The sequence below is a fragment of the Natronorubrum halalkaliphilum genome (assembly GCF_009834785.1).
GTDB lineage: Archaea > Halobacteriota > Halobacteria > Halobacteriales > Natrialbaceae > Natronorubrum > Natronorubrum halalkaliphilum.
The window spans coordinates 59407-81193 of record NZ_WUYX01000029.1 but is presented as its reverse complement, the minus strand read 5'-3'; the positions used below and the strand labels follow the sequence as shown (position 1 = coordinate 81193).

Annotated in this window: 23 protein-coding genes; 8 read left to right on the top strand and 15 right to left on the bottom strand. The window is 64.7% G+C overall.

Annotated elements, in window-relative coordinates; genetic code table 11:
• Positions 1 to 11 precede the first annotated feature (11 nt).
• Positions 12 to 446 (bottom strand): SRPBCC family protein, encoded by a 435-nt coding sequence (locus GS429_RS09685; protein WP_160065004.1) that lies wholly within the window; start codon positions 444 to 446, stop codon positions 12 to 14.
• A 159-nt stretch (positions 447 to 605) separates the two neighbouring features.
• Between GS429_RS09685 and GS429_RS09680 the strand changes: the two genes are divergently transcribed.
• Together GS429_RS09680 and GS429_RS09675 are read left to right on the top strand one after the other, a co-directional pair.
• Positions 606 to 3044 (top strand): penicillin acylase family protein, encoded by a 2439-nt coding sequence (locus GS429_RS09680; RefSeq protein WP_328821326.1) that lies wholly within the window; start codon positions 606 to 608, stop codon positions 3042 to 3044.
• Positions 3041 to 3451 (top strand): hypothetical protein, encoded by a 411-nt coding sequence (locus GS429_RS09675; protein WP_235920783.1) that lies wholly within the window; start codon positions 3041 to 3043, stop codon positions 3449 to 3451. The genes GS429_RS09680 and GS429_RS09675 overlap by 4 nt, the downstream gene beginning before the upstream one ends.
• On the opposite strand, the gene GS429_RS09670 is transcribed toward GS429_RS09675, so the two are convergent.
• The gene (locus tag GS429_RS09670) at positions 3434 to 4489 is read right to left on the bottom strand and encodes a DUF2332 domain-containing protein (RefSeq protein ID WP_160065002.1); all 1056 of its coding nucleotides are present in this window, start codon (positions 4487 to 4489) and stop codon (positions 3434 to 3436) included. The genes GS429_RS09675 and GS429_RS09670 overlap by 18 nt on opposite strands.
• 539 nt (positions 4490 to 5028) lie before the next feature.
• Between GS429_RS09670 and GS429_RS09665 the strand changes: the two genes are divergently transcribed.
• Positions 5029 to 6003 (top strand): aldo/keto reductase, encoded by a 975-nt coding sequence (locus GS429_RS09665; protein WP_160065000.1) that lies wholly within the window; start codon positions 5029 to 5031, stop codon positions 6001 to 6003.
• Positions 6004 to 6061: 58 nt separating this feature from the next.
• Here GS429_RS09665 and GS429_RS09660 read toward each other — a convergent pair whose 3' ends face one another.
• Positions 6062 to 6616 (bottom strand): DUF8170 family protein, encoded by a 555-nt coding sequence (locus GS429_RS09660; RefSeq protein WP_160064998.1) that lies wholly within the window; start codon positions 6614 to 6616, stop codon positions 6062 to 6064.
• A gap of 137 nt (positions 6617 to 6753) precedes the next feature.
• Between GS429_RS09660 and GS429_RS09655 the strand changes: the two genes are divergently transcribed.
• From GS429_RS09655 to GS429_RS09645, 3 genes are all read left to right on the top strand, one after another.
• On the top strand, positions 6754 to 7167 hold the full coding sequence (locus tag GS429_RS09655) for a MarR family winged helix-turn-helix transcriptional regulator (RefSeq protein ID WP_160064996.1): 414 nt from the start codon (positions 6754 to 6756) through the stop codon (positions 7165 to 7167).
• Between the two features lie 168 nt (positions 7168 to 7335).
• The gene (locus tag GS429_RS09650) at positions 7336 to 7629 is read left to right on the top strand and encodes a transcriptional regulator (RefSeq protein WP_328821325.1); all 294 of its coding nucleotides are present in this window, start codon (positions 7336 to 7338) and stop codon (positions 7627 to 7629) included.
• 359 nt (positions 7630 to 7988) lie between these two features.
• A complete protein-coding gene (locus GS429_RS09645; protein WP_160064994.1) occupies positions 7989 to 8810 on the top strand; it encodes a TrmB family transcriptional regulator in 822 nt (273 codons plus the stop codon).
• A gap of 128 nt (positions 8811 to 8938) precedes the next feature.
• On the opposite strand, the gene GS429_RS09640 is transcribed toward GS429_RS09645, so the two are convergent.
• From GS429_RS09640 to GS429_RS09590, 11 genes are all read right to left on the bottom strand, one after another.
• Positions 8939 to 9655, bottom strand: coding sequence for an urease accessory protein UreF (locus tag GS429_RS09640; RefSeq protein ID WP_160064992.1), 717 nt, complete (start codon positions 9653 to 9655; stop codon positions 8939 to 8941).
• Positions 9645 to 10337 (bottom strand): urease accessory protein UreE, encoded by a 693-nt coding sequence (ureE, locus tag GS429_RS09635; protein WP_160065182.1) that lies wholly within the window; start codon positions 10335 to 10337, stop codon positions 9645 to 9647. Before ureE ends, GS429_RS09640 begins: the two co-directional genes overlap by 11 nt.
• Positions 10337 to 11386: an urease accessory protein UreD gene (locus GS429_RS09630; protein ID WP_328821324.1), complete on the bottom strand. Its 1050-nt coding sequence runs from the start codon at positions 11384 to 11386 to the stop codon at positions 10337 to 10339. Before GS429_RS09630 ends, ureE begins: the two co-directional genes overlap by 1 nt.
• Positions 11383 to 12003, bottom strand: coding sequence for an urease accessory protein UreG (gene ureG / locus GS429_RS09625; RefSeq protein ID WP_160064990.1), 621 nt, complete (start codon positions 12001 to 12003; stop codon positions 11383 to 11385). Before ureG ends, GS429_RS09630 begins: the two co-directional genes overlap by 4 nt.
• Positions 12003 to 12458: an urease subunit gamma gene (locus GS429_RS09620; RefSeq protein ID WP_160064988.1), complete on the bottom strand. Its 456-nt coding sequence runs from the start codon at positions 12456 to 12458 to the stop codon at positions 12003 to 12005. Before GS429_RS09620 ends, ureG begins: the two co-directional genes overlap by 1 nt.
• Before the next feature lie 106 nt (positions 12459 to 12564).
• Positions 12565 to 14268: an urease subunit alpha gene (ureC, locus tag GS429_RS09615; RefSeq protein WP_160064986.1), complete on the bottom strand. Its 1704-nt coding sequence runs from the start codon at positions 14266 to 14268 to the stop codon at positions 12565 to 12567.
• Positions 14265 to 14678, bottom strand: a complete 414-nt coding sequence (locus GS429_RS09610; RefSeq protein ID WP_160064984.1) for an urease subunit beta — start codon at positions 14676 to 14678, stop codon at positions 14265 to 14267. Before GS429_RS09610 ends, ureC begins: the two co-directional genes overlap by 4 nt.
• A 338-nt stretch (positions 14679 to 15016) precedes the next feature.
• Positions 15017 to 16000, bottom strand: coding sequence for a metal ABC transporter permease (locus GS429_RS09605; protein ID WP_160064982.1), 984 nt, complete (start codon positions 15998 to 16000; stop codon positions 15017 to 15019).
• Positions 16001 to 16052: 52 nt separating this feature from the next.
• Positions 16053 to 17531: a metal ABC transporter substrate-binding protein gene (locus tag GS429_RS09600; protein WP_160064980.1), complete on the bottom strand. Its 1479-nt coding sequence runs from the start codon at positions 17529 to 17531 to the stop codon at positions 16053 to 16055.
• Between the two features lie 261 nt (positions 17532 to 17792).
• The gene (locus GS429_RS09595; RefSeq protein ID WP_160064978.1) at positions 17793 to 18332 is read right to left on the bottom strand and encodes a CBS domain-containing protein; all 540 of its coding nucleotides are present in this window, start codon (positions 18330 to 18332) and stop codon (positions 17793 to 17795) included.
• A gap of 97 nt (positions 18333 to 18429) precedes the next feature.
• Positions 18430 to 18786, bottom strand: a complete 357-nt coding sequence (locus GS429_RS09590) for a DUF555 domain-containing protein (RefSeq protein ID WP_160064976.1) — start codon at positions 18784 to 18786, stop codon at positions 18430 to 18432.
• A gap of 324 nt (positions 18787 to 19110) precedes the next feature.
• On the opposite strand from GS429_RS09590, the gene GS429_RS21820 reads away from it, so the two are divergent.
• Together GS429_RS21820 and psmB are read left to right on the top strand one after the other, a co-directional pair.
• Positions 19111 to 19281, top strand: a complete 171-nt coding sequence (locus tag GS429_RS21820; RefSeq protein WP_201293994.1) for a hypothetical protein — start codon at positions 19111 to 19113, stop codon at positions 19279 to 19281.
• Positions 19282 to 19437: 156 nt separating this feature from the next.
• Positions 19438 to 20169: an archaeal proteasome endopeptidase complex subunit beta gene (gene psmB, locus GS429_RS09585; protein WP_160064974.1), complete on the top strand. Its 732-nt coding sequence runs from the start codon at positions 19438 to 19440 to the stop codon at positions 20167 to 20169.
• A 259-nt stretch (positions 20170 to 20428) separates the two neighbouring features.
• Here the strand turns inward: psmB and GS429_RS09580 are convergent, their stop codons facing one another.
• Complete coding sequence (locus GS429_RS09580) at positions 20429 to 21544, bottom strand: Gfo/Idh/MocA family protein (RefSeq protein ID WP_160064972.1); 1116 nt, start codon at positions 21542 to 21544, stop codon at positions 20429 to 20431.
• Positions 21545 to 21787: the final 243 nt, after the last annotated feature.

Sequence of the window (21787 nt, the reverse complement as noted above, 5' to 3'; positions counted from 1 at the left end):
CGGCGACACCGTCACTCAGGCGTCGCGCGCTCGTGATCCTCGAGAAGCACCGCCTCGAGTCCCTCGAGGGCGCGCAGACAGACGGGGACGTAGCCGGTCGCCGTCAGCGGCAGTTCGAACGCGATCCGACAGCGGCTCTCGCCGAGATCGTCGACGCGGTGGCCGGCGCCCGGGAGTCCAGTGATCCGCCACCGCCAGCGTCTGTCCGCGGGCTGATAGCCGGTGACTCGAAACGACAGCCACGCTCCCGGAATCCGTATCCGTCCGGTCGTCCCCGCCCGAATCCGCCGATCCGTGGACTCGACGCCGACGACGATCGGCGACCACTCCGGCCAGCGGGTGGTGTCGACCAGCAGGTCCCAGGCGTCGGCCGCGGGGACGTCGAGCACGTGCGAGGCTTCGAGTCGGCGGCCCTCCGGCGTTCGCGTCGTCTGGAGGCGAGTCATACGGGGTACTACGCCGGCATCGCCCATGGAGGTTTGCAACGGCCCGAGTCGGCCCCTCGAGAGCGCCGTACACGGCCGAGTCTCGGCCCACCTGACCGGACCGGCCGCGACCGTTCGCGGGCGTGACAACTAAGACACGTGCGCCGGATCGGTAGGGTAGTGCCAGCAGACACCACACGCCGCGGCGTGCTCGCCGGCGCGCTCGCCGCAGGCATCGGCGGCCTGACGCTTTCCGGCGCCCGCGAACTCCTCGAGCAGTTCGCACCGCTATCGGGGCGGGCCTGGAACGCAGCCGACCGGACCCGCCCGGAGTCAGTCGAGAGTCCGTACGGCGAGGCGACCCTGCGGGTCGACGACGACGGCGTCCCCCACGTCGAAGCCGAAGACGAACGGGCCGCGTACTTCGCCGTCGGCTACGCGCAGGCGTTCGATCGGCTGTTTCAACTGGATCTCCAGCGGCGGGTGATGCGCGGGCAACTCTCCGAAATCGTCGGCGAGGCCACCCTCGAGGACGACGAGTTCCACGCGCGGATGGACTTCGTCGGCGCGGCCGAGGCGACCTGGGAACTGGCCGCCGAGACCCCCGCTGGGCCGCTCGTCGAGGCCTACGCCGACGGCGTCAATGCCGCGATCGAACGCGAACCGCTCCCCCTTGAGTTCGAACTGCTCGGGTTCGAACCCCGCGAGTGGACGCCGGTCGATTCGATGCTGATGGAGAAGCAGATATCCTGGGATCTGACGGGGAACTTCGGCGAACTCCGCCGGGCGCTGGTCGCCGATCGGCTCGGTGACGACCTCGCTGGGGCGCTGTATCCCGAACGAATGGACCACGACGTGCCGATCCTCCGGGACGAAGTGGATGCGGATCGTCTCGAGGGCGAAAACGACGACGACTCGAGCGACGGGAACGAAGCAACCGACGAGACGGCAGGCTCCGTCGACAGCACTGGCTCGGTCGGTCGGGAACTGACCGGCTGGCTCTCCCGGTTCGAATCGCCGACCGGCGTCGGCTCGAACAGCTGGGTCGTCTCGGGCGAGCACACCGACAGCGGACGGCCGATCGTCGCGTACGATCCCCACCTCACGCTGATGACGCCGCCGCTGTGGTACGAACAGCGCGTCGAGACGCCCGAGACGTCGGTTCGGGGAGCGACGTTCCCGGGCGTCCCGTTCGTCATTGCCGGGGCCAACGAGTCCGGGACGTGGTCCTTTACCAACGTCGGCGCCGACGTCCTCGACTGCTATCGGTACGATATCGACGACGACGGCGAGCGCTACCGCTACGACGGCGAGTGGCGCGAGTTCGAGACCGAGGAACGCGAACTCGCCGTCGCGAACGGCGAGAACCGGACGATCACGCTTCGGAAGACGGTCCACGGCCCGGTGCTCGAGCGCGAGGAGCAGACAGTCGGCGTCGCCTGGACCGGCCACACCGCCACCCGGACGACGGAAGCGATCTACGAGTTCGGCCGGAGCGACGGCCTCGAGGCGCTGCTCTCCGCAACCCGGAAGTTCGATCTGCCGACACAGAACCTCGTCTACGCGGACGCCGACGGGCGAACGCTGTACTACGCGACGGGGAAGCTTCCCGTTCGGACGATCGACGGGGACGCCGTAGCCGGCAACCAAATCTTCGACGGCTCCGCGGGCGAAGGCGAGTGGGAGGGCTTTACGCCCTTCGGAGAATCCTCCTGGGACGGGTTCGTCCCCTTCGAGGAGAAACCCCACGCCATTGATCCCGACGTGCTCGCGACGGCGAATCAGCGCGTCGTCGACGATCCCGAACACTACGTCGGCGTCGCCTACGCCTCGCCCTACCGCGGCGCCCGGATCTACGACCGGTTGGACAAGGCCGTCGCGAGCGGGGAGTTGACCGACCTCGAGTTCCACCGGGACCTCCAGCGGGACGCCCGCGACGGGCGGGCGGAGCAACTCGTCCCTGAATTGCTCGAAACGCTCGACGATCGGGACGTGTCCGATCGGCTCGAGGAGGCCGGCAGGACTCTCGACGACTGGGATCGACGGATGGTTCGGGAGAGCGCGGGCGCGCTCGTCTTCGCCCGATGGATGGACCAGTTCCGTCGGTTGACCGTCGAGCCACAGTTTGGGGACAACGACCTCGACGATTCTTACTACCCCGGCGACTGGGCAATCGCGACGCTCGGTGACGAGAGCGACCTCTACGCCGATCGGTCACGAGCCGAGACGATGATTGCGGCCCTCGAGGAGGCTCTGGACGAAATCGACGACGAGGGCTGGACGGTCTACGGCGACTGGAACACCACCGGGCCGATCGAACACCCCTTCGGCGTCGAGGCGCCGTTTCTCGACTATGACGAACGGCCGCTGGACGGCTCGCGGGCGACGGTCAACAACTACCGCGTCGCGAGCGCCGTCGGCTCGAGTTGGCGGATGGTCGTCGAACCCGGCGGGGACGCGACCGCGATCCTCCCCGGCGGCAACTCGGGGGATTACTTTTCCGATCACTACGCCGACCAGCTCGAACGGTGGATCGAGAACGACCAGAAACCGATGGCCGTGGACACTGACCCCGACGACACTGACACCACCGTCGAGTTCACGGAGGGGTCGTCGTGAGCGAGCACGAACCCGACTCGAGCGAGGCCGGCGGTTCTGGCGGGCGTTCCGAACCTCTCGACGAATCGCCAGTCGCACGTAGCCGGGTGCTACTCGAGCGCATCAGAACCGAGCCCGGACCGCACGCCGTCGCCGTCGTCATCGCGGTCGCACTCGGCCTGCTCTTCTCGTGGCTGCACTGGTTCGGACTCGTCGTCGGCGGGGCGCTCGTGAGCGTCCTCGCGCCGAATCTCCGACGAGGGGTGGTCGGAGCGGTCGCCTTCGGCGCGGTCGTGCTCGTCGCCTTCGCGTTCGCGCTCGGTTCCTCGACGTGGATCGTCATCGAGATGACGCCGGTCGTCTATCTGGTCGTTGCCAGCGCGTTCGGATTACCGGTGCTCGGGTCGCTGCTACGAGGGCTCCTGTGAGGGCGACCCGCGCTCGGGAGCGAGCCACCGGATCCACTTCCCGTATGATTCGAACCGTGCGAGCCGCGTTTCCGTCGCGATGCCGTCGTCGAACGTAACCAGGCGGTAAGCCGGCGTTCCAAGGTCCTCGTCCGGATCGATCGACAGCCAGTACACGCGCTGGTCCCTGCTGTACCGCGAGAGAAGTGATCGGAGCGCCGCGAGCGTCTCCGCCTCGAGCTGGTAGAGGACGTGCGTGCTGTAGACGACGAGGGCGGCGTCGTCCGGAGCGTCCGAGAGGTGAGAGAGAAGGTCGTCGACGGCGTCGCCTTCGGTGAGCGGGGGACGGTGCTCGCGGGCGACCTCGAGCGCTGCCTCGAGCCGGTCGTGTCGCCGAACGCGATTCGGATGGATTAACGCGCGCAGCCATCGGGCGTCCGCCTCGACGGACGCGTCGAGGGGGTTCAGGTCGATCCCGCGCCGATACGCGACCGTCGGGACGGCTCGAGAGACCGGCGGACGCCGGTCGCCCCGCACCGCCGTCTCGATCGTCACGGGAGCGTCGCTCGGTCCGACCGCTCCGTCGTCGATGTACTCGTACCGATAGCGGTCCCAGTTGAGGTTGAGCCCCGCGCTCGATCCGAGTTCGATCTGCGCTACGGTCTCCGTTCCGGCCGTTTCGGCGACGTATTCGAACGCCGGACGGAGCACTGCGGATCGCCCGACGTCGTTCGTCTGACAGCGCCGCGTCGCGACGATCGACCGCAACCGATCCTCGTTTGTCGCGCAGAAGTCTCGGAAGGATGGGACGGGATCCCCGTCCTCCGCTGTGCCGCCACAGGAGGGGTAAAAGTCAACCAGCGGGTGATCCCGGCCGTCTAACAGAAGCGAGTGGACGGCCGCGAGCAGGAGTTCCGGTTCGGGTTGTGCCGCCCGGGCCTCTGACGCGATGTCGAGCAGGAGGTCGTCCACAGCTGCCGCCCCCGCCAGCGACGCGTACAGCGGCGACTCGTCCGCGACCCACGCCGCGTATCGGCCGAATTTCTCGGCGGTGTCCATACTACCGCTTCGAACGCGTTCGGTTTGAACGTGGCCCCGGCTACCCATTCCGGGTCGAAATCGTCCGGCACGCGATCAGTCGGCGACCGTCTCGGTACCGCCGACTGAGGCCACTCGAGTCCACGCGCGATCGGTGCCACGAGAAAAATGGAAATAACGAACGGAATCGCAGGTTGACGGTAGCGTGTGAAGTACCGCGGGCACGGTGGCCCGGGGCACTCTGCCTGCTTCCTATGTAGACGGTGTCCTGTCCGTCAGTGCCGGTGCAACCACAGCCGCCGTGGTTACACGGGACCTCGGTACGGCAGTCCGTATCAGTCGCTCCGACTGAAGACGCGCTTGATTCGTGAGACGATGCCACTGTCGTCGTTGCGGGTCGCGTCTCGGTCGTTGCGTTCGTCCGCCATGGACAGCCGGCGGTACGGCGCGACCTCACTAAAAAATAACGGATATCTTACCTATAAGTTGTGGCGCCGGTCGTCGCGAATAGGGGTTGCCCCAGCACGTACTGTTTTTTCGGAGGCGCGCGTCCGGTCCGTATGGAGTACACGACACTCGGTTCGACCGGCATGAAAGTCAGCCGACTCTGTCTGGGCTGTATGAGCTTCGGCTCGAGCGACTGGCGCGAATGGGTCCTCGAGGACGAGGAGAGCACGGAGATCATCGAGCGTGCGATCGACCTCGGAATCAACTTCTTCGATACGGCGAACATGTACTCGAGAGGCGAGTCCGAACGGATCCTCGGCGAGGCGCTCGAGGGCCACCGCGAGGAGTCGGTCGTCGCGACGAAAGGGTACTTCCAGATGCGCGAGGACGACCCGAACTCGGGCGGCCTCTCCCGAAAGGCGATCGAACAGGAACTCGCGGCCAGCCGCGAACGGCTGGGGATGGACACGATCGATCTCTACCAGATCCACCGCTGGGACGACGACACGCCGATCGAGACCACACTGCGGGCGCTCGACGACGCCGTTCGGCGGGGCCACGTCCGCTACGTCGGCGGGTCTTCCATGTGGGCCCACCAGTTCGCCGAGTCGCTGCACGCGAGCGATGCGCTCGGCCTCGAGCGGTTCCAGACGATGCAAAACCACTACAACCTCGTCTATCGCGAGGAGGAGCGGGAGATGCTACCTCTCTGTGAAAAGGAAGATATCGGCGTGGTACCGTGGTCGCCGTTGGCCCGTGGCTATCTCACGCGGCCGCACGAAGAGATCGACGCCACGGAACGCGGCGAGACGGAAGAGCACCTGTACGACCATCCGTATCGCGAGGGTGGCGGCCGGGAAATCAACGAACGCGTCGCAGAACTCGCCGCCGAGAAGGGCGTGACGATGGCTCAGATCGCGCTGGCGTGGCTGCTTCATAAGGACTGGGTCGACGCGCCGATCGTCGGCACGACCAGCGTCGAGCACTTAGAACAGGCCGTCGAGGCGCTCGACATCTCGCTCTCGGCGTCGGATATGGCGTATCTCGAGGAGCCGTGCGAGCCGGTGCCGGTCTCGGGCCACTCCTGAGAGTCGCCGAAGAACGGGTGCCAGAACAGCAGTAACGGCGCAGTATCGCGGGCGTCGCTCACGGAAGGGCTTCGACGGCGGCCACGAGCTCCGCCTCAGTTTCCCACTGATACAGCCGGCCGTCTTCCTCGAGCAACTCGAAGACGCTGTCTTCCATCCAGCCGTACGGGTGCTCTTCGTCGGTATCGGGATACGTACGCTTGAGCACGTGACTCTTCTCGAAGTACTCCTCGGTGCCGACGACCAACCCCTGTTCGACGAGGAAGCCGCTCGGCTCCTTCTCGGCGACGCCCACGATGTGGCTGACGAGATCGGAGATGAGACAGAACTTCTGGATGCCGTTGTCCCAGCCGCCGCGAACGTCGCTCATCCGAAAGGCGTAGGCGTCGGAGCGGCGGTTGAGGCGGTCGACGACAAGATCGAGGCGGCGCATCTGTTCGCGGTCGTAGTTCCCGAGAACGAAGTACGAGCGCTCGCGCTCGTAAATCGGCGTCAGTTCGCTCAACGCCGTCAGGATCTCCTCGTTGTCCGCGAGCGTGAGCGCCTCGTCCTCGAGTCGCTCCGTCGCAGTCGCGAGCACGTCTTCGGGAACCGGCGGCGACTCATCGGTCATACCCCTCGATTCACACCACTTTCACATAGGATTTTCTTCCGCGTTTCCGTTTCCGAAACCGCCGCGTTTCAGCGGATTACTCCAAGGTGATTTACCCCAGGGTAAACTACTTGACCGTCGGCTGCGTAGATGGAGTCATGAGTACCGATGCGGGCCCGAACGAAGGAGGCAAGACGCGGGAACTCCTCCACTTCGTCACGCAGGAAACGCGATTCGCACTGCTCGCCAACATCCTGCAACACCCCGATCAACTCCCCTCGATGTACGAACTCGAGCGACTGAACCCGAGCGTGAGCGAGGCGACGGTGTACAAACACGTCCAGAAACTCATCGACGCCGGCATCGTCGATGAGGTCGCGCTTCCCGACGACGAGCGCCAGCAAGGGTATCCCTGGAAGTTCTACGGGCTGACCGACGAGGGCCGAGCGTTCCTCGAGGACCACAATCTGTTTGCGGCCGAGGAGACGCTCCAGCGGATTTACGAGACGATTTCCGATAAACCGGAGAAGATGATCAGGTACGAGAACGCGCCCCGTCCCGATACCGATTGATCGAGTTCACCGGTGGCCCCGATGGAACGACCGGATTTCGTGGGTCCTGCGGACTCGAGCGCCGAAGTCTGCTATATTGTTACTCGGTTAATCAATACAGCGACAAATCGTGAAAAAGTCGGCCGTTTAACTCTACAGATGTGCTACCAAACAACCAGGTAGATTCACGTGGCGGACAACGTCTTCGAAGCGCTATCGGATCGGTATCGGCGTCAATTACTCCTCGAGTTACTGGACCGGAATCCGGGTGAGGTACTGTCGCAGTCGAAGGCCGACAGCGGATACGCGATACCGTCGATCTCTCAGCACCACGTCCACCTGCCGAAACTGGAAGCGTACGGCTTCATCGAGTGGAACCGAGACCAGCAGATCGTTACGAAAGGACCGCAGTTCGACGAAATCGAGCCGATGCTGGAACTCTTCCGTGAAAACGCCGACGCGGTTCCCGGTGACTGGACGTAACGCCGAAGCCGCTCACAGCAGGGCCTCGAGTCATCGAACTGAATGACGGTGTGTGACCGACGGCTACACAGATTCGTCTCTCGATCGATCTAAAACGGCGTACATCGCCGTGGTTGGGCCGTAGCGGTGTACGCCGTTTCGCCCTTCTAGTCGTGGGGTAAAATAGTTTGTGTGATTATCTGAGTTAACCGTCTGGAACGGCGCGACGATTCGCTTCGCAGTCGGACCCGAGTCGGTCGAGAGTACGAATCCGTCGGTTGTGGACTCCGCCTCGGTCCCAAGTATCGGGCGATAGGTGAATTCTTTTCACCCTTCACGACCCAATGAACGTGTTCGGCTATCCGAACTCGTGGTTGGGCATGACAGGGAACGATACGGCGGCAGAAGCGGTGAGTCTACTACAAGAGCTCGGCCTTCAGGAGTACGAAGCGCGGTGCTTCTTGGCGTTGACGCAACTCCCTACCGGCACAGCAAAACAGATACACGAGATTTCCGACGTCCCGCGGACGCGCGTCTACGACGCCATTCGCGTCCTCGAGTCGCAGGGTCTCGTCGAGGTACAACACTCGAGCCCCCAGCAGTACCGGGCCGTCGAGATCGACGAAGCGACCCAGACCCTCCGCAAGAAGTACGACGATCGGATCGAGACGCTTCAGGGCGAACTCGAGAGCGTCGAACAGCGGGAACCCGATTCGGAGGACGACAGCGTACAGGAGGTGTGGTCGCTGACGGGTCACGAAGCGGTCGAGTCGCGGACGCTCGATCTCATCGACGAGGCGGAGTCGGAGATCGCGTTGCTCGTCGTCGACGAGGATATTCTCTCGGAACCGCTGTTCGACGGGATACACGACGCGGTCGACCGCGACCTCTCGATTATCCTCGGCGGGGAGACGGACGCGATCACTGATCGATTGGGGACGGAACTCCCGAGCGTCCGCGTGTTCGAGACCGAACTCGACTGGCTCCACGGCGCGTCGGCCGGACAGGACGTCGCCGTCAGTCGGATCCTGCTCATCGACCGCGAAACGCTCCTGATCGGCACCTATTATCCCGGCAGCGGGACCACCGAGGCGGACGAACAGGCGATTTTCGCCAGAGGACTCGAGAACGGGGTCGTCGTCCTCCTTCGACGACTGGTCTCGAGCGGGCTGGCCGCGGTCGACGATCCGGGGCAGCAATAGTAACGGTAACGACTCGAGACGGGCTCGTCCGCTGCCGTCTGGCGTCGTCGTCGCGATGGCAGACAGGCCGGTCAGAAAGACCACGCCCGACCGCCTCTCGCTATCGGGTATCGATTTAGGCCTTTCACTCAGCTCATAAACAGTCGCCGCCCGGCCCGTTCGTGTCGCATTCCCATAATCTCCGCGAGCGGTGCGAACGACGCCATCGCCGTCACCTCGTCGTCGACGTGGCGCTCGCACGTCTCGGCGATCGTCGGCCCCAGCGCCTCGAGCACCGACTGAATCTCGGTGTGGCCGAACCGGCCGAGTCGCTGGGCCGCGCCGAGCAGCCCCGTAATGAACGAGTAGGCGTGGGCGAGACAGGCCTCGAGCCTCGAGAGCCCGCGACGCTCCGCGACGACGCCGAAGACGACCGGGTAGTGCCCCGGCGTGTCGTCGCTCGCGACGGTATCGGCGAACGCTGACTCGAGGTCCGTCCCGCCTTCGGGCCCCGATTCCGCCGCGGTTTCGCCCAGTAACTCACACAGTTTCGCCCCGGCCTTCGTCGAACTCTCGCGAAACTCTTGGGGCATCGTCACCGCGTGCAGTCGCTCGTCGACGGCAAGCAGCGTCTCGAGATCCGCCGCGGTGCTCGCCCCGTGGGCGTTGGCCAGCGCGACGGTTTCACAGGGACCGACCACGCGCCGGAGGTAGGCCGCGAGCAGCGCCTGCAGGTCGTCGCCGTCCTCGATCCGATCCTCGTTGAGGTACTGCTCGAGGCCGTAGGAGGCCGTGTAGCCGCCGACGGGGAGAAACGAGTCCGAAAGGCGGAGGGCGGTTAGGAACGACTGCGGATCAGTGCTCATGATCGTGCTCGCGGCCGTGATCGGTGTGGTCGTAGCTGTGCTCTTCGTGCGAGTGCGGGTGGGAGTGGCTGTGCTCTTCGTGCGAGTGATCGTGTCCGTCGTCGGCAGCGTGTGAATGCTCGTGGTCGTGCTCACCACGTCCGTGACTGTGTTCGTGGTCCCCACCGTGGGACCCGGACCCCGAACCCTCGAGTTCGAGATCCGTCACGAACAGGTCGGCTTCGACGGTCCGCTCCTGGATCTCCGTGCCGGGAACGACGTCGGCGACGACACGTTCGACGATGTGGCGGTCCGCCTCGAGCGGGACGTAGACCACGCCGTCCTCGACCGCGAGGTCCCAGTGCTGGTTGCCGATCCGGTGGCCCAGTTCGACCGCCGCCTCGAGCCGTTCGTCGGTAGCCTCGGGCAGCGTCAGGGCGAGAGCGTCGAGCGGTTCGAACGCGACGACGATCAATCGGTCGTCCTCGACCGACAGCACGTCCCCGGCCGAGACCGCGGCCTTGTCGACGATCACGCCGACGTCCGTTCCCGCGTCCGTCGTCGCCCGGAACCGCGAGCGCCGCCGGTTGTTCGCGTCGATGACGACTCGCTCGAGCGTTCCGGCGGCGTCGTGTTCGTCTCGCAACCTGGCGAGTTCGTCGTCGGCGTGGACGTTGCCGACGACGCCGTCGATTCGCTCCATCAGTACCGCCGGTCGGCAGGTACGCCGACCCCCAGTCGCCGCCGTCTCGTTTCGTCCCATGCGGCCCGCAGCGTCTCCGTAACGTCGGCCTCTCGATGCCCGAGAATTCGAACGATCGCGCCGGATTCCTCGGGAAGCATCGAGACGCCGGCCCGGACATCCTCGCGGTCTCCGATTCGGTCGCGGATGCCGTCGATCAGGGCCTCGAGATCGAAATCGAAATCGGAATCGGAATCGGAATTGCGGTCCTCCGCGGTCCCTCCGCCGCCACTCTCGCTGCCGGCCTCGTCCACATCGTCGCTCCCGTCTCCGGTCTCGCCGCCGTCACCGCTCGGCGCGAAGACGTACAGCGATCCGACCACGCCGTACTCCCCGACGCTCGCCGGGTCCCGCGGATCACGGTTGCTCGGCCGAAGGTCGACGGCGTCGGCACAGACTAATCGCCCGTCGTGTTCGGCCTCGACGCGGGCGTGATAGTGATCGAACTCGAACGGCTCGTGGTCGCTCAACCCGTCCGGAACGAGGACGTCCGCCACGACGACGCAGGCATCGTCCGCAAGATCGACGTCGATCGTCTGGAGACAGCGCGCGTCCTCGTTGACGATCGTTGGCCCCGGAACGTACTCGAGGTAGCTCCCCGCGGCCGCCCGGAGCGAGGCGTCGAGGTGAGCGTAGTTCGCGCGCATGCTGTGGACCTTCGTCGCGCTCTGGGTCGTTACGTGTGCGCGCGCTCCCGGGCGAGCGTCGATCGCCATCCGGTGGCGGTCGCCCTGTGCCACGCCGCCGGTCGGCTCCTGGGCGACGAGCGTCGCGAGTCCGGGTGCCGGATCGGTCTCGAGGGCCCCCGTCAGGTGGTAGGGAACCTTCACGTAATCGCGGATAAGTCGGGTCGGGTTCTCGCCATCGCGGGCGAACGCGGCCTCGAGCAGTCCGTTCTTCCCGGGGCCGCCGGCCGGAGCCTGAGCGAGTGACTCGTCGGCGTAGGCCTCGAAGGCGGCCGGGAGGCGCGCCGATTCGATTCCGCCGGCGCTCGATCGACCCGCACTCACACGAACAGCACCTCCCGCTCGACGTGCTCGAGGACGGAGCCGACCCCGGAGCCGTCCTTGCAGTTGGTGAAGACGAATGGGTCGTCGCCCCGAACCTCGCCCGCGTCGGCCTCGATCACGTCCAGATCGGCGTCGACGTGGGGTGCAAGGTCGGTCTTGTTGACGACCAACAGATCGGCCTGCGTGACGCCGGGGCCGCGCTTTCGTGGGATGTCCTCGCCCTCGGCGACCGAGATGACGAACAGGAAGTAGTCCGCCAGTTCCGGGTTGAAGGTCGCGGCGAGGTTGTCGCCGCCGCTCTCGATCAGGACGACGTCCAGGTCGGGATGACGTTCGGTGAACTCGTCGATTGCCGCGAGGTTCATCGAAGGGTCTTCGCGGATCCCCGTGTGTGGACAGGCGCCGGTCTCGACGCCCTCGACCAGATCCTCCGGCAGGAGATCGGCGAAGGACTCCCGGAAGACGTCGGCGTCCTCCTGGGTCATGATGTCGTTCGCGATGACGCCGACGTCGTACCCCTCGTCGACGAGTTCGGGGACGAGTCGCTTGACCAGGGCCGTCTTTCCGGAGCCGACGGGACCGCCGAGACCGACTTTGGCGACGTCTCGGTACCCCATCAGTCTCCCTCCGTCGGCTCGGGGCCGCCACCCGCGGTGTGCGCTTCGCTCTCGTCGGCGTCCCCCTCGGCCACAGCCTCGTCTCCGGCAGCCGCGAGTTCCTCGCCTGGTCCGGGCTCGACCGTCTCGAGCTGGTCGCGGCTGTCGGCCCGAATCGGGTCGTGGATGGTCACGAGCTTGGTACCGTCGGGGAAGACGGGTTCGACCTGGATCATGTCGACCATCGACGGCACGCCGTCCATCACGTCCTCGCGCGTGAGCAACTGGGTCGCTTCGGTCCGGATCCGGGCGACGGATTTCCCCTCGCGAGCGGCCTCGCAGGCCCAGTCGGAGATGTACGCGACCGTCTCCGGGTGGTTCAGCTTCACGCCGCGGTCCTTCCGTCGGCGCGCGAGTTCCGCGGCCATGAACACCGTCAGCCGCTCCATCTCCTTCGGCGAGAGGTTCATTCCCATCGGTTCACCTCCGCCGGGTCGCTCGAGGCGAGGGGTGATTGGGTCGTCGATGCTGTCGAAATCGTCCGCGGAGTCGTCGCTGTAACTGTGTTTTCGGTAGTCATAATCAGAGCAGGTATCGCTGTGCGAGCGGCAGTTCGTCGGCCGGGTCGCAGGTGACGTGTTCGCCGTCAACCTCGACCTCGAACGTCTGGGCGTCGATCTCGATGTCGTCCGGACAGTGGTCGTTGTGGACCATGTCGGACTTGCGGACCTCCCGCGTTCCGCTGACCGGTCGAACGGGCGTTTTCAGGTCGTAGGCGTCGCCGACCTCGTTCTCGTAGGCGGCCTCGCTGACGAACGATATCGAGAGCGCCTGTTTGGCCCGTCCCTGCGCGCCGGCGCGTTCGCGGCCGATGACGGGTTCGCAGGTCATCAACGAGCCGTTGGCTTCGCCCATCTGGGACCAGACCGGGAACCCGCCCTTGATGACCGCTTTCGGTTTGATTCCGAAGAAGGCTGGATCCCACAGCGCGATGTCCGCCAGCTTTCCGGGCTCGAGCGAGCCCACGTAGTCGTCGATCCCCGCCGTGATCGCCGGGTTGATCGTGTACTTGGCGACGTAGCGTGCGATGCGGGCGTTGTCGGCGTCGGTTCCCTCGTCGGCGGCGAGCGGCCCGCGCTGGTGTTTCATCTTGTGGGCGGTCTGCCACGTCCGACAGACTAACTCGGCCATCCGGCCCATCGCTTGCGAGTCGGTTGTCATCATCGAAATTGCGCCGGTGTCGTGGAGGACGTCCTCCGCGCCGATGGTCTCCGCGCGGATGCGGGACTCAGCGAAGGCGACGTCTTCCGGCACGTCGGGATTGAGGTGGTGACAGACCATCACCATGTCCAGGTGCTCGTCGAACGTGTTCTCGGTGTAGGGCATCGACGGGTTCGTCGACGAGGGGAGCATGTGCTCGTGACCGATCAACTCGAGCACGTCCGGCGCGTGTCCGCCGCCCGCGCCCTCGATGTGAAAGGTGTGGATCGCGCGACCGTCGATGGCGTCGAACGTCTCCTCGACGAACCCCGACTCGTTCAGCGTGTCGGTGTGAATACAGACCTGAACGTCTTCTTCGTCCGCGAGTTCGAGACAGGTATCGATCGCGGCGGGCGTCGACCCCCAGTCCTCGTGGAGTTTGAGTCCGGCGACGCCGGCCTCGACCTGCTCGCGGAGCGCCGCGGGCTGGCTGCTGTTGCCCTTCCCGTAGAAGCCGACGTTAACCGGCCACTCTTCGGCGGCTTGCAGGAACCGCTGGACGTTCCGCGGGCCGGGCGTACAGGTGGTCGCCCCGCCGCCGAAGCCGCCGCCGAACATCGTCGTCACGCCCGAGCCCAGCGCGTGCTCGATCAGTTGCGGGCTGTTGAAGTGGACGTGGATGTCCAGCGCGCCGGGAGTCGCGATCAGCCCGTCGGCGGGGATAGTGTCGGTACTCGAGCCGATCACCATGTCGACGCCGTCCATGGTATCCGGATTCCCCGCTTTGCCGACGCCGACGATCTTCCCGTTTCGAACGCCGATATCTCCCTTGCAGACGCCCAACACGGGATCGATGATCACGACGTTCGTAAACGCCCAGTCGAGGGCACCTTCGGCCTGGGTCGTCCCCGACTGCATGCCCATCCCGTCGCGCATCGTCTTTCCGCCGCCGAAGACCGCTTCCTCGCCGGGGACGCCGTAATCGGTCTCGATCTTCGCGAACAGGTCGGTATCACCCAGACGCACTCGATCACCCTCGGTCGCACCGAACAGTTCGGTGTACGCCGCGCGCGGGAGTTCCCTCATTGCTCGTCCCCCGCGTCGAGAGCGGCGTCCGCCGACTCCGTGATGTAGCCCTGCGCTCGAGCCCGGTCCATCGCTCGGGCCTTCACGTCCTCGTCGTCGAGTTCGCCGCCGACCAGTCCGCCCATGCCGTGGACGATTCGGTCGCCGCCGATATCGACGAGGTCGACCTCCCGTTCACAGCCCGGTTCGAATCGGACCGCCGTGCCCGCCGGAATGTCGAGTCGCATCCCGTAGGCGGTTTCCCGGTCGAAGGTCAGCCCCGGGTTGACCTCGAAGAAGTGAAAGTGAGAGCCGACCTGCACGGGACGATCGCCGGTGTTCTCGACCGTTACCGTTGCCGTCGGCCGCCCCTCGTTGAGCCGGACCGGGTCCTCGGACGGGCGCAGTTCTCCCGGAACGAACTCGCTCATTCGTCGATCACGCCGGCTGAAACTCCAGCGATTTCAAGACGTAGATGTTCCATTACGAAGGAGAATAGGAACACGAACGGCGTAAATAGCACTGTGTATGACAATATTTGCCCATCGAATCCCATATTTCGCGACCAGGTTTCGAATAATTGGACGGTGATGGTCTGCCCCGACGCTATCGTCCCCGTAATCCCACACGCGTTTCCTTTTCGGGCCGGCATCGAACGGGCCAGCGGCGAAGGACCGTCCGCTCGTACGGGCTGTTGTCCCCGTTACCGGGTCGATCGCGAGCGGTCTTTCTCTGGCAAACGCACCCGAACTGACTACGGCGGTCCGCCTCAGTGGCTCGTCGGCGCGGACCCGGTTCGGCCGGTACGCACCACCGCGAGGAGGTAGCACGCGATCGCGACGACGACGATCGTGCCTCCGGGGCGGAGTTCGAACAGCCACGAGAGAACCAGCCCGGACAGGACCGCGAACTCGCCGACGACGATCGACGTGTAGAGCGTCTCCCGAAAACTGCCGGCGACCAGCGAGGCCGCCGCGACGGGGACGACGAGCATCGCGGCCACGAGAATCACGCCGAGGATCTGCATCGAGCCGACGATGACCAGCGCGGTCAGGACAATCAAGAGCCCGTTGTAGCCCGCGACGGGAACTCGAGCGACCCGAGCGGCCCGTTCGTCGAAGGTGATGAACAAGAGTTGCTTGTACGCGAGCGAGACGACGACGACGACGGCGAGACTGACCAGCGCCATCAAGGTGACGCTGCGGTCGTCGGTGATCGAGATGTTCCCGAACAGGTAGCTGTTGATATCGACGAACGCGAAGCCCCCGCCGAGATCGATAAACAGCGTTCCGAGCGCGAAACTGCCCGTAAGCACGATCGCGATCGGGACGTCACCGTAGGAGCCGGTTCGCTTGGCGAGCGCTTGCACCCCGAGCGCGCCGACGATGGCCGCTCCGAGAGCCACGAGCAACAGGCGAACGTCCCACCCCGTCCCGGCGAACAGTAGGGTTCCGAAGGCGACGCCCGCGAACGCCGTGTGGGCGAGGGTCTCGCCGATCAGCGCCATCTCCCGGTGGACGAGGAAGGTCCCGATCATCGGGCCGATGATCCCGATGAAGACGCCGACCGTGATCGTGTTCCACATGAATCGATAGCAGGCCAGTCGCGTGCCCAGCGCCTCGCCGGCCGTACAACTGGCCCCGAAAAATCGGTCGGGCATCAGCCCGAACGCGATCGGAAGGAAAACGGCGACCGCGGCGGCGGCGACCGCTCCGACGCTCGCCCGAACTGCGACCTCGAGTGCTCGGTTCATCGGGGCACACCGTTCGGGAGTCGCCGGGCTACCATCGGACGAGACGCTTGGTTCACACCGCGCCCAGGGCCGTTTCGAAGGCCGTCAGATTGATCTCCATCATCTGGCCGACGTAGTCGCCGTAGCCCGCCTCGCCCCATTCTTCGACGACGCTTTCCGCCGGAGAGACCATCACGGTGTCGATGACGGTATCGGCTTCCGCGGCGATCAGTTCCGCGTCCTCGTCGCCGTCGAAGTAATCCCAGAGGACGTACTCGATACCCCGTTCTTCGACGAAATCGACCGCGTCGGCGATCTCGCTGCTGCTCGGGTCGTCGTCCGGCGAAAGCCCGTAGGGCGTGTAAATCTCGAAGCCGTAGCGGTCGCTGAGATACTGGAACGAATCGTGGCCGGCGAGGATCACCGCGTCCTGTGTCCGATCGGCCAGACGCTGCTCGTAGGCCGCGTGAACGTCGTCCAGTCGCTCGAGGTAGTCGTCGGCGTTGGCCTCGTAGCCGTCGGCGTTGTCCGGGTCGAGGTCGATCAGGGCGTCGCGAATGTTCTCGACGCCGCGTTTCGCCAGGAGGGGATCGGAGAAGAATTTGGCGTCGTACTCGCCGTGGCTGTGATCGTGGCCGTGTCCGTCGTCGGCGTCGTGATCGTGGTTGTCGTGGCCGTGCTCATCATCGCCGTGACTGTGGCCGTCGTCGCGATCGCCCCCGTGGCTGTGGCCGTGTCCGTCTGCACCGTCCCCGTCTGCCCCCGCTCCAGCTTCGACCTCGAGTGCCGGAGATTTCCAGACGATCGAGTCCCCGCGGGCGACCTGAACGACGATCGTCGCGGCCCCGTCCTCGGTTGCACGCACGTGGAGGTGATCGCCGTGGGACTCGATCTCGAGGAGATCGGCTGACCCGGCGGTCCGTGCAGTCAGCGCATACTCGTCGCCAAGATCGACAGCGTCGCCGTCGTCGGTCTCGAGGATAGCACCGAGCGACCGGCGGTCCTCGATCGGGACGGCGAGCGGTTCGCCGTGCCAGTGGTCGGCGTGGGCGTCGACGACGGTCTCGCCGGTGTCGCGGTCGGTCAACTGGATGGCCCGGACGGACAGTTCGTGAGCGTGCTCGCCGTGTCCGTGATCGGTCTCGTGATCGTGATTGTGGCCGTGACCATCGTACTCGAGCAGATCGATCCCTTCGAGTGCGTCGATCAGGACGACGTCGTCGCCGTGATTCGACTCGACTTCCTCGACCGCTTGATCGACCCACGGCTGAAACCCTTCGACACCGAGATAGACGAACGCCTCGGATTCGACGATCGACGGGAGCATCGTCGCCTGGGGGTCCCAGCCGTGGCCGTGCTGTCCGGACGGAACCGCATTGTCGACCGATCTACCGTCGCCGACGATCTGGGCGGTGAAATCGGCAAGCGTAAAGAACGAGGCGAGCGCCCACTCGCCGTCGCTGTCCCGGCCGACGGTTCCCAGACAACCGGCGAGACTGCCGGCCGTCACCGCGCTGGCTCCCAGTACGATCTCCCGTCGCGTGTGTTCCATTAGTGGACTCCCCGCGCTGTCGAACCGTAGTCTGCACTACGAGCCCAATACTTGCCTGGAAAGCACGCTGGCGACAGCATTTGACCCACGATTCCCACGCGTAGTTATCATTCCGTGGTTTCGAGGACCAAATCTCCCTCTTTCAGTGGAAAATCGGAAATTCCTTTGAGAAGTTCATCTGTGTTCTTTTCGCCCGATTCGATAACCGACTCGCAACTTCCGCCAGTTCGGCGAAAGGCGACGGCCCCGACCGGAAGCCGATCAGGAGAACCGCGCGGCGATATCGGCCTCCGTGATGATCCCGACGGTCTCGCCGGCCTCGGTGATCATCACGGCCTTGTAGTGCTCGAGCAGATTGCTGATCTCGTCTAAGGTGGCGTCTTTCGACACCGTCGGAAAGCTCTCGCTCATGTGCTCTTCGACGGGTTCGTCTCGAGCCTCGGAGTCGAGGTGAACGAGGTCGCTCTGACTGATCGAGCCGACGGGAATCCCGTCCTGGATGACCGCCAGTTGGGAATAGGCTTCGTCTTCCATCTTTCGGGCAGCGGCCTTGACCGCGTCGTCCGGGGCCACGTTGACGACGGCCTCGTTCATCAGGTCTTCGGCACGGACGACGTCGCTTTCGGCCTTCTCGAGCGCGTTGACGATCCGTCGAAGCGTCGAGAGCCGCGGGTCGACGTCCCCGCCCTCGATTCGCGCGATCAGCGGCTGGGAGACGTCGGCCGTATCCGCGAGTTCGCTCTGGGTCAGCCCGAGTTCGGTTCGGCGCTGGCGCAGGTCCGCGGGCGTCGGAAGTTCCATACGGGCCAATAACTGCGGGTTATCAAAAATACTTTGGGTCGATTCACGGTTCTGTAGTTCGACGAACTGCTGTCGAAAACGGCGGCCGCGACCGAAATTAGTCCTCGTTTTCGGGGACTTCGGCGATTTCGACGACGGAGAGCGGCACGTCTCGCAACGCGCCGCCGACTTCGCTCTTGGCGATCCGAGAGGCGTGTTCTTCGCTGTCGGCGTTGAAAACCTCCATTTCGAGACCGAGGCCGACGAGCGCGGTGTCGGCCGCGATAAACGCCGAATCGAAGGGCTCGCCACAGGCCGGACAGCCCGTCGCGCCGACCTCGACCTCGACGTAGTCCATGTTTTCGCTGTTGAGTCGTTTCCCGGCTTCGCTGACGGCGACGCCGATCGCGTCGTCGATCGCTTCGACGTCACGAACGAGCCATGCGGCTTCCATCGCGACGAGATAGTTTCCCATATGTCGTGGTCGTTCCGGGGGGTTTCCTGCTTTGCGGTTCGTCCCCGACACGCGGCGGATCCCCCGTCGTTGTTCCGACGTCGATAGCGACGCGCTCGAGGTGCGCACGTGAATCGGATAATGCGCATAAGTTACGAGAATCGAGCGAGTCGATTGTCGTCAGGATACCCGTACATCGGCCCGAGTACGCCTCGAGTTGTTCGGATCGAAACCGGAGTTGAATCGCATGACGGGAGCGACCCGATTAGTCAGTAACAACCATTATAGATATTGGATTTCAAGAAAGCTTATATACACCCTCCGTCTGGGGCACGATGAACGCTGATGATATCCCGCGTGTACCGCGCGACCCTGTTCGCACTGTACCAGCTGTGCATTATGGTCGGCATCCTCGCGATGCCGCTTGCAATGGTCACCCGACAGATCGGGTTCACCCTCCCAGTCCACCGGCTCCTCGCAAACGTCGAGTCGGCCTACGAAGCCACCCAACCCTGATGAACTAACTACGCCGTTTCAGACGGACCGAGACCGACCCGGACGAGACCCGAACTACTTCTCCTACTGATCGACTCGAGAGCCGCCGCCGTGAAAGCGGAAACGACGGTGGTGACCGCCGGTGTTTTATACCGTGCCGGCCGTAACGTTCGGTCAATGCGAGCACCTCAACAGAATTCGGACTTCTCCCGCACCGTCGACCAGTTGGCCGACGATCCGAACCCCTATGAGCCGGAAGTCGGCTCGATGCCCCAGAACGATCTCACACGCGCTGATCTCGACAACGTCAACAAGACCGGGACGACGACGATCGGTATCTCGACCGCCGACGGCGTCGTCATCGCGACCGACATGCGAGCCAGCCTCGGCGGCCGGTTCGTCTCGAACAAGAACGTCCAGAAGGTCGAACAGATCCACCCGACCGCCGCACTGACGCTGGTCGGCAGCGTCGGCGGCGCACAGTCGTTCATCGGCAGCCTCCGCGCCGAAGTCAACCTCTACGAGGCCCGACGCGGCGAAAACCTGAGCATCGATGCACTCGCGACGCTCGCGGGTAACTTCGCCCGCGGCGGCCCGTTCTTCGCGATCCACCCGATCCTGGGCGGCGTCGACGAGGACGGTAGCCACGTCTACAGCATCGACCCCGCCGGCGGCGTCATGGAAGACGACTACACCGTCACCGGCAGCGGGATGCAACTCGCCTACGGTCACCTCGAGCAGTCCTACGAGGACGACATGTCCAACGAAGAGGCGAAAACCGTCGCCGCCCGCGGCATCAAGTCGGCCGTCGAGCGCGACACCGGCTCCGGGAACGGTGTCTTCCTCTGTGAGATCACCGAGGAAGGCGTCGATATCCACGGTCACCACGACTTCGACGAAGTCCTCTAAGACGGCCGTTCCTGTCGCTTTTCTCGACCTCCCATCTAGCCTCAGCCTCGGCTGTCCCCACTGATGCGGATTGCTGTAACTATGTACCGCCGACCTCCAGGGACGGGGTCGGTGATCGGCGGTAATTGACTACAGTAAACCGTATGATACCCTCGAGCCACCGACTGACACCAGCGTTGCTACTGGACGAACGCCTGTGAAAACCCTTCGAGCGTAAATCAACCCAAAGAAGAAGAAAACAGAGAATCGGCCCGACGAGTCAGTTCATCCGCGCCCGCTGCTCGACGCCGAGGTCGACCTCCTCGAGTCGGGTCGCTCGACCGGTTTCGCTCGAGCGGTAGATGGCGTCGATTACGCGCTGGACGATCATGGCCTCCTCGATGGTGTTCGTTTCCGGCGGCGTCTCCGCCGCGACGGCTGTGAGGAACTGTTCGTCCTGGGCCGTATACCCGGTCAGCGACGAGTCGCCGGTGAGCGTCACGTCGGCGTAGTGATCGCCGCCGGCGGTCCCGGTCTCGAGAATATTGAGCGCCGTGTCGCCGATGTCGAACTGCGCGCCGGCGTCCGTCCCGCGCACACGAAAGTCCATGCTCTCCTCGCGGTTTGTCGCCCACGCGGCCTCGAGGGAGATCGTCTCGCCGTTTGCACACCGGATGAAGGCGCTGACGGAGTCGTCGACCTCGTAGGTTTCGCTTTCGGCGTCCCAGTTGTCGCCGAATCCCTCGGGGTCGGCGTACTCCTCGGTGGTTCCGAACGTGGTTCTGGTGGTACCGGAGACCTCCGTGATTTCGGGGAAATCGAGTGCGTAGAGGGCGAGGTCGAGGGCGTGGACGCCGATATCGAGCAGGGCGCCGCCGCCGGCGAGTTCGGGATCGGTGAACCAGGAGCCCGGACCGGGGACGCCTCGTCGCCGAATGTAGTTCGCCTCGATGTGCGTGAGATCGCCGAATCGGCCGCGGGCGTCGTGTTCGTCGAACATGGCCATCGACGCGGCGTGACGGTTGTGAAATCCGACCATACAGATGCCCTCCGCCGTGGCCGCCGCCTGAGCGATTCGTTCTGCGCTCTCTAAGGTGTGGGCGAGCGGCTTCTCGACGAGAACGTCACAGCCGGCCTCGAGCGCGTCGACGGTGATCGGTTCGTGGAACCGGTTGGGCGTCGTCACGATGACGGCGTCGACGGCGTCGTCTTCGACGAGGCCCTCGTGGGTTTCGTAGGTCGTTGCACCGAATTCGCCGGCGAATCGCTGGCGCTGTCCCTCGACCAGGTCGGCGCCGGCGACGACGTCGGCGCCGAGTTCGCTGACGCTTCGCGCGTGGAGGTGGCCCATTCCGCCGAGGCCGACGATTCCGACGCCGATTCCGGCGCCGATCATTGCGAAACCCCCGATTGATGTGTTCCTGAGGGGGACGTGCGGGGAGAAACATTCCATTTCGCTGTCGTTTGTGTGCGGTCCCAGTCCATAGAGTGACGCAGTTGGCTATCGAAATAAGAGTTGTGACCAATTAATCTGTACGGTCGTTTTTCGTTCTCGCCGTTCGACACGACCACCGTATTCGTTCAGGGTTTTTGGTTCGATAATGCTGTATTTTGCCCGGATATTCACCGTTTCCGATCA